The sequence below is a fragment of the Streptomyces sp. NPDC059456 genome, from assembly GCF_042750055.1.
In the GTDB taxonomy this organism is placed as follows: Bacteria; Actinomycetota; Actinomycetes; order Streptomycetales; family Streptomycetaceae; genus Streptomyces.
Map to the genome: position 1 here is coordinate 1 of NZ_JBHYVA010000466.1, position 6,842 is coordinate 6,842.

6 protein-coding genes and 1 pseudogene are annotated in these 6,842 nt (G+C 76.6%); 2 read left to right on the forward strand and 5 right to left on the reverse strand.

What is annotated here, in order from left to right; all coding sequences use genetic code 11:
* Window positions 1-431: pseudogene (locus ACFXA3_RS30505) on the reverse strand (hypothetical protein); the annotation flags it as partial.
* 135 nt (window positions 432-566) lie between these two features.
* Entirely contained in the window at window positions 567-1,817 is a 1,251-nt protein-coding gene (locus ACFXA3_RS30510; RefSeq protein ID WP_385191853.1) for a cytochrome P450, read from the reverse strand.
* Window positions 1,818-1,917: 100 nt separating this feature from the next.
* On the opposite strand from ACFXA3_RS30510, the gene ACFXA3_RS30515 reads away from it, so the two are divergent.
* Window positions 1,918-2,841, forward strand: coding sequence for an SDR family oxidoreductase (locus ACFXA3_RS30515; RefSeq protein ID WP_385191855.1), 924 nt, complete (start codon window positions 1,918-1,920; stop codon window positions 2,839-2,841).
* Between the two features lie 282 nt (window positions 2,842-3,123).
* Here the strand turns inward: ACFXA3_RS30515 and ACFXA3_RS30520 are convergent, their stop codons facing one another.
* Both ACFXA3_RS30520 and ACFXA3_RS30525 read right to left on the reverse strand, forming a co-directional pair.
* The gene (locus tag ACFXA3_RS30520; protein WP_385191858.1) at window positions 3,124-4,179 is read right to left on the reverse strand and encodes an enoyl-CoA hydratase/isomerase family protein; all 1,056 of its coding nucleotides are present in this window, start codon (window positions 4,177-4,179) and stop codon (window positions 3,124-3,126) included.
* A 68-nt stretch (window positions 4,180-4,247) separates the two neighbouring features.
* Window positions 4,248-4,997: an AraC family transcriptional regulator gene (locus ACFXA3_RS30525; protein WP_385191860.1), complete on the reverse strand. Its 750-nt coding sequence runs from the start codon at window positions 4,995-4,997 to the stop codon at window positions 4,248-4,250.
* 54 nt (window positions 4,998-5,051) lie between these two features.
* Here ACFXA3_RS30525 and ACFXA3_RS30530 point away from each other — a divergent pair, with 54 nt between their 5' ends.
* Complete coding sequence (locus tag ACFXA3_RS30530; protein WP_385191863.1) at window positions 5,052-6,341, forward strand: MFS transporter; 1,290 nt, start codon at window positions 5,052-5,054, stop codon at window positions 6,339-6,341.
* 49 nt (window positions 6,342-6,390) lie between these two features.
* Here ACFXA3_RS30530 and ACFXA3_RS30535 read toward each other — a convergent pair.
* The coding region (locus ACFXA3_RS30535; protein ID WP_385191866.1) for a DUF6434 domain-containing protein at window positions 6,391-6,842 on the reverse strand (452 nt) is incomplete at its 5' end.

A 6,842-nucleotide genomic window follows, 5' to 3' on the forward strand; every position in this document is an offset into this window, starting at 1 on the left:
GTCCTGCGCTCGCCCAGGCTCCCGGCCGCCCGCCGCGCGGACCCTCCGAGGACCGACGTGCGGCTCCGGCGGCGCACCGCCGGTCGCCGTGAGCGGCGGGCCGGGGACCCGCCGTGGGCCGCCCGCCCGGTCGGCCGTCCGGGCCGGACCCATCCGTCCGGGAGGACGACCGTGACCCGCCACCTCCGAGGGCGGGCGCTGGCTCCGCTCGCCATGCTGTCCGCACCGGCGCCGGCCCTGCTGGTGGTCGTTCCGGCGGCCGCCCGGCCCGCGGCCGCCGGCAAGGCCGCGTGCGACACGACGAACCAGCCGCAGACCCCGCCCGCGCCGAAGCCGCCGGCGCGGACGGAGGCCGGCACGTACGCCGCCGGGAAGTCCTCCGGGGAGACGCGGGGCCGCCAGGAGGGCGCGGCGTGCGACCTCTCGCGCAAGAAACGCCCGTCTCGTGCCGCAGCAGCAGCCCAACACCCTGATCCTGGCCTTCCAGAACGGCTGCGCGGTCGGCTACGACACCGCGTACGACGAGGCGTACCGCCAGAACTGCCCGAACGAGTGACCCGGGTGGGCTACGGCCGGCCGAGGCGGACCGGGAGTGCGGCGACGCTGTTGCCGATGAAGCTGCGCTGGTGCGGCAGTTCGGGTTCCGGTACCGCGAGGTCGAGGTCCGGGAAGCGGGTGAACAGCCGCTCCAGGGCGATGGTGGCCTCCAGGCGGGCGAGCGGGGCGCCGACGCAGTAGTGGGCGCCGTGCCCGAAGGAGAGGCTGCGGGCGGCGGTGGGACGGGTGATGTCGAAGCGGTCGGCGTCGGGTCCGTGGAAGGCCTCGTCCCGGCCGGCCGCGGTGTAGCCGGCGAGGACCGGGGTGCCCTGCGGGATCACGGTTCCGTCGACGGTGAGGTCGCGGGTGGGGTAGCGGAAGGGGAACCAGCTGACCGGGCCGTCCCAGCGCAGGGTCTCGTCCACCACGTCGGACCAGGTGGCCTTGCCCTCCTGGACCAGGGCGAGCTGGTCGCGGTGGGTGCACAGGGCGCGCACGGCGTTGCTGATCAGGTTGAGGGTGGTCTCGTGGCCCGCGACGAGCATCAGGCGCATGGTGCCGATGAGTTCGGCCTCGCTGAGCCGGTCGCCGTCACTTTCGCGCGCGGCGATCAGCGCGCTGGTGAGGTCGTCGCCCGGGGCCTCCCGGCGGGCGGCGGCGATGGTGCCCATCAGCTCGACGAGTTCCCGTACGGCGGCCATCGCCTCGGCGGGGGTGGTGTCGGTGGCGATGATCACCGTGTGGGACAGCCGGTGCAGCCGCCCGCGGTGCTCGGGGTCCACGCCGAGCAGCTCGCAGATGACGCTCATCGGCAGCGGCAGCGCGAAGTGGGTGCGCAGGTCGGCGACGGCGTCGGGGGCCTCGGCGGCCGCCCGGCCGAGGTCGTCGAGCAGGTCGGCGGTCAGCTGTTCGATGCGCGGCCGCAGCCGCTCCACCTGGCGGGCGGTGAAGGCGTTGCCGACGAGGGAGCGCAGCCGGCGGTGGTCGGCGCCGTCGGCGGTGTGCATGCCCTGGGCGTTGGCGAACACCCGCAGCGGCCAGTCCGGCGCGATGGTGCCGTCGTGCAGGGCGGGGAAGTGCCGGGCGTCCTTGGCCGCGTCGGGGTGGCCGAGGAACTCCTTCAGCGCATCGTGTCCGAGGACGACCGCCGCGGGCACGCCGCCGGGCAGGACGACGTCCGCCACGGATCCCGCGGCGCGCAGCCGTGCGTTGAGGGCGTGCGGGCAGCCGCCCGCGGGGTCGATGACGTAGGGGGACGTGGGTGCGGTGTCGGGTGACAAGCCGGGGCTCCTGACCGTATGGACGAATCTCGGGCAACAGTGCGGCCTGGAGGCCGGGTTGGACAAGCCGGTGGCGGCGGTCGCGGCGTAGGGTCGGGGCGTGGTCGAATCGCGGCGGACACTCGACGGCAGGGTGGCCCTGGTGGCCGGGGCGACGCGCGGGGCGGGCCGGGGCATCGCGGTCCAGCTGGGCGCGCAGGGCGCGACGGTGTACGTCACGGGGCGCAGTACGCGCGGCAGCCGTTCCGAATACGGCCGGCCCGAGACGGTCGAGGAGACGGCGGAGCTGGTCACGGCGGCGGGCGGGCGCGGGATCGCGGTGGTCACGGACCATCTGGTGCCCGGGCAGGTGGCGGCGCTGGTCGGGCGGATCGACGCGGAGCAGGGCCGTCTCGACGTGCTGGTGAACGACACCTGGGGCGGCGAGCTGCTCTTCGAGTGGGACAGCCCGGTGTGGGAGCACGACCTGGACAAGGGGCTGCGGCTGCTGCGGCTCGCGGTGGACACCCATGCCGTCACGAGCCACTTCGCGCTGCCGCTGCTGCTGCGCGAGCCGGGCGGGCTGGTGGTGGAGATGACGGACGGCACGGCCGACTACAACGCGCGCCGCTACCGGGTCTCGTTCTTCTACGACGTCGCCAAGTCGGCGGTCCTGCGGATGGCCTTCGCGCTCGGGCACGAGCTGGGGCCGCGCGGGGCGACGGCGGTGGCGCTGACGCCGGGCTGGCTGCGCTCGGAGATGATGCTGGAGAACTTCGGGGTGACCGAGGCGAACTGGCGGGACGCGCTGGGGAGGGTCCCGCACTTCGCCATCTCCGAGACGCCGTCGTACGTGGGGCGGGCCGTCGCGGCGCTCGCCGCGGACCCGCGGGTGGCGCGCTGGAACGGGCAGTCGCTCTCCAGCGGGCAGCTGGCCGGCGTCTACGGGTTCACCGATCTCGACGGCAGCCGGCCGGACGCCTGGCGGTACATGGTCGAGGTCCAGGACCCGGGCCGCCCGGCCGACACGACCGGCTACCGCTGACGGGACCGGCCGAGCGGCCGGCCGGTCCGCGCTCCGCCGGTCGGCCGGTCCGCGGTTCCGCCGGTCGGCCGGTCCGCGGTTCCGCCGGGAAGGCCAGTCCGCGGGTCCGCGGTTCCGCGGTTCCGCCGGGAAGGCCCGCCCGCGGGTCCGCGGTTCCGCGGTTCCGCCGGGAAGGCCCGTCCGCGGTTCCGCCGGTCCGCCGGGAAGGCCCGTCCGCCGGCCGGCCGGTCCGCGGTTCCGCCGGGACCGCCTGTCCACGGGTCCACCCTTCCGCGACGGCTCTCAGGGCAGCCGGAGTTCGCGGGCTTCGCCGAGCGGGGCGAAGAACCGCTCCACGGTCTCCCGCGGCACGTCGGCGAGCGCGGACGGGGACCAGCGGGGGCGGCGGTCCTTGTCGATGACCTGGGCCCGGACGCCCTCCACCAGGTCGGGCGCGCGCAGCGCGTGGCAGGAGACCCGGAACTCCTGCTCCAGCACCCGCTCCAGGGAGCCGAGGCCGCGGGCCCGGCGGACGGCGGCCAGGGTGACCTTGAGCGAGGTCGGGGACTTCGACAGGATCGTTTCGGCGGCTTCCTTCGCGGCCGGGTCGTCCTCCGCCAGCAGCCGCTCCACGATCTCCTCGACGGTGTCCGCGGCGTGGCAGCGGTCGATCCAGGCCCGCCGTCCGGCCAGTTCGCCCGGCGCGGGCCGCCCGGCGAAGCGCGCCGGCACCTGCGCGGCCGGGGCGTCGGCGAGTGCGGCGGTCAGCTCCGGCAGCCGGGCGGCCGGTACGAAGTGGTCGGCGAGTCCGCACAGCAGGGCGTCGGCCGCACCCACGGCGGCGCCGGTCAGGGCCAGGTGGGTGCCGAGCTCGCCGGGGGCCCGGGCGAGCAGGTGCGTACCGCCCACGTCGGGGACGAAGCCGATGCCGGTCTCGGGCATGGCGACGCGGGAGCGTTCGGTGACGATCCGGACGCTGCCGTGGGCCGAGACGCCGACGCCGCCGCCCATCACGATGCCGTCCATGAGGGCCACGTACGGCTTCGGGTAGCGGGCGATCAGCGCGTTGAGCCGGTACTCGTCGCGCCAGAAGCCCTCGGACGCGTCGCCCCCCGCCTTGGCGTCGTCGTGGATGGCGCGGATGTCCCCGCCGGCGCACAGCCCGCGCTCGCCGGCCCCGCGGATGAGGACCTGGGCGACGGCGGGGTCGTGCTCCCAGGCCGTCAGCGCCTCGGTGATCCGCAGCACCATGGGGTGGGTCAGGGCGTTGAGCGCGCGGGGGCGGTTGAGGGTGATCACCCCGGTGTGGCCCTCGGTGGTGAACAGGGCCGTGTCGTCTGCGCCGTCTTCGGTCTTCACACCGGCCAGTATGGAGCGTGCGCCGGCATGCGGAAGATCATCCTGATGATCCAGGTGTCCCCGGACGGCTACTTCGGGGGGTGGGTCCCCGGCGTGTGGCCGAAGGCGCGGCGGAAGACGTCGATGAAGGCGCTCGCGGAGGACCAGCCGCAGCGGTGCGCGACCGCGGTGACGGGCGTGCCGGCGGCCAGCAGCCGCAGCGCCCGGTGCAGCCGCAGCTGGGTGCGCCACTGCGGGAAGGTCATGCCCAGCTCGGCACGGAACAGCCTGCTCAGCGTGCGCTCGCTCGCGCCCGCGCCGGCGGCTGCGCCGAGCTCCGCGAGCCCGCGGGAATCCGCCGGGTCGGCGTACAGCAGGGCGCACACCGCCGCGAGCCGGGGGTCGGCGGGCGCGGGCAGGTGCAGGGGCTGGAGCGGGGCGGCCCGCAGCTGGTCGAGCAGGACGCCGAGCATCCGGCGCCGCTCGGGGCCGTCGTCCCCGGGCTCCCGCGTGTAGGCCAGGATCAGCTCCCGCAGCAGCGGTCCCACGGCGATCACTGCGGGGGTGTCGAGGGACAGCGGGTTGAGGCGGGTCGGCAGGCCGACGGAGTGCAGGTCGGTGCGCCCGTAGCCGCGGTGTTCGTGCACCGTCCCGGCGGGGATCCACAGCGCGCGGGTCGGTGGGGCCACCCAGGTCCCGGCGTCGGTGGTGATGGACAGCACCCCGGAGCCGGCGTAGGCGATCTGGTGGTCGTCGTGCCGGTGCGGGTCGATGCCGACGCCGGTGTCGAGCGCGCGGATGCTCGTCGCGGCTCTGGGGGTGTGGCGGATTTTCTGCATCACCCGGCAATTTATCGGAAGCGGGCCGTGGGCGGCACCGGCCATTCTCGGTCCGTGAACCCGTCGAAGACCGCTGCCGAGCAGCTCACCCCAGAGCCCGCCCCGCCCAGGACCGCGGCGGCGCGCCGCCGTCGCGCCGCGGCCCACGCGGCCGGCCATTCCTGCGTGGACGTCTACCAGGGCGCCGTCGCCGCGCTCGTCCCCTTCCTGGTCTCCGAGCGCGCCTACGGGTACGCCGCCGCCTCCGGCATCGTGCTCGCCGCCTCGCTGCTGTCCTCCGTGGTCCAGCCGCTGTTCGGGGCGCTCGCCGACCGCCGGCCGTTGCCGTGGCTGATCCCGCTGAGCACGGCCGCCGCCGGACTGGGCATCGCGCTCGTCGGCACGGACGCCGGCCGTCCGGCCACCCTCGCCGCCGTGGCCCTGTCCGGGCTGGGCGTCGCCGCGTACCACCCGGCCGCCGCCCGGCTGGTGCGCACCACCGCGGGCGGCCCCGGGCACACGGCGATGAGCTGGTTCGCGCTCGGCGGCAACATCGGCTTCGCGTGCGCGCCGCTGCTCGTCGTCGGCGCCCTGTCGGTGCCCGGGCCGGCGGGCTGGTGGCTGCTGGCGCTCCCGGCGGCGGCCGGCGTCGTACTGAACCTGCCCCGGCCGGTGCGCGAGCGGGCGGCGGGGGCGACGGCGGAAGGGGCGGCGGCGCCCCTCCTCCCCCGCCCCCGGCGGGGGGGCGGGGGGGGGGGGGGGCCGCCGGGGGCGGGGGGGGCGGCGCCCGACGCCGCGGCGGCCGGCCGCGAGGACCGCCGGGCGTTCCTGCGGCTCTCCGGCGTGGTGGTGGTCCGGTCGGTCGCGTTCATCGGGCTGAGCACGTTCATCGCCCTGTACGTACGGGAGCGCGGCGGTGGCGGGACCGCCGGGGCGGTCGCCCTGTCCGCCCTGTTCGCGGGCAGCGCCGGCGGCACCCTGCTCGGCAGCCGGCTGGCCGCCCGGTGGGGCCGGGTGACCACGGTCCGGCGGGCGTACGCGGCGGCCGCCCCCGCCGTCCTCGGCCTGCTCCTCCTGCCGCTGCCCCTGGTGTACGTATGCGCGGCGCTGGCGGCCGCCGCCCTGTACGTGCCGTTCTCGCTGCAGGTCACGCTGGGCCAGGACTACCTGCCGTCCCGCATGGGCACGGCGAGCGGGGTCACCCTCGGCCTGACGGTCAGCGTCGGCGGGGTGGCGAGCCCGCTGATCGGGGCCCTCGCGGACGCCACCTCGGTGCGGACCGCCCTGATCCCGCTGGCGGTCCTCCCCCTGGCGGCCTGGGCCCTGGCCCGCCGACTGCCCGAGCCGGCGGCCCCGGCGGTCTGAGCGGTACGGCGGGCCCGGCGGACCGGCCTGAGCGGTGCGGTGCGGCGGCTCAGTGCTTCGGCAGGGCGCGGTGCTCCCGCCAGGCGGCCAGGGCCTGCTGCCGCGTGCCCTGCGGGTGGCGGGCGTGCCAGTCGCGCAGGAACCGGTTGAACTCGAACTGGGCGGCGACCTCACGGGGTTCGGCGGCCCGGGCGCGGGTGGCGTGCCAGTGGGCGACGGCCTCGGCGAGGGTGTGTCCCGCGTGCTGCGCCACGTAGTCGCGCATGAAGGCGTCGAAGTGGAATCCGGGCCCGATCTCCCGGACGAAGAACTCCCGGAGCACCTGGCTGCACGGCTGGCCCTCGGGGATCACGGTGTCGCCGTCGACGGGGGCCGCCAGCCGGCGGCCGCCGCGGCGCGGGGCCCGCACCGGCTCCGGCGGCCGGTTCCCGTCGAGTGCGGCGGCCAGCCGGGCCGTCACCGCCGGCATGCCGCCACCGGCGGACAGGCCCATCGCCCGGG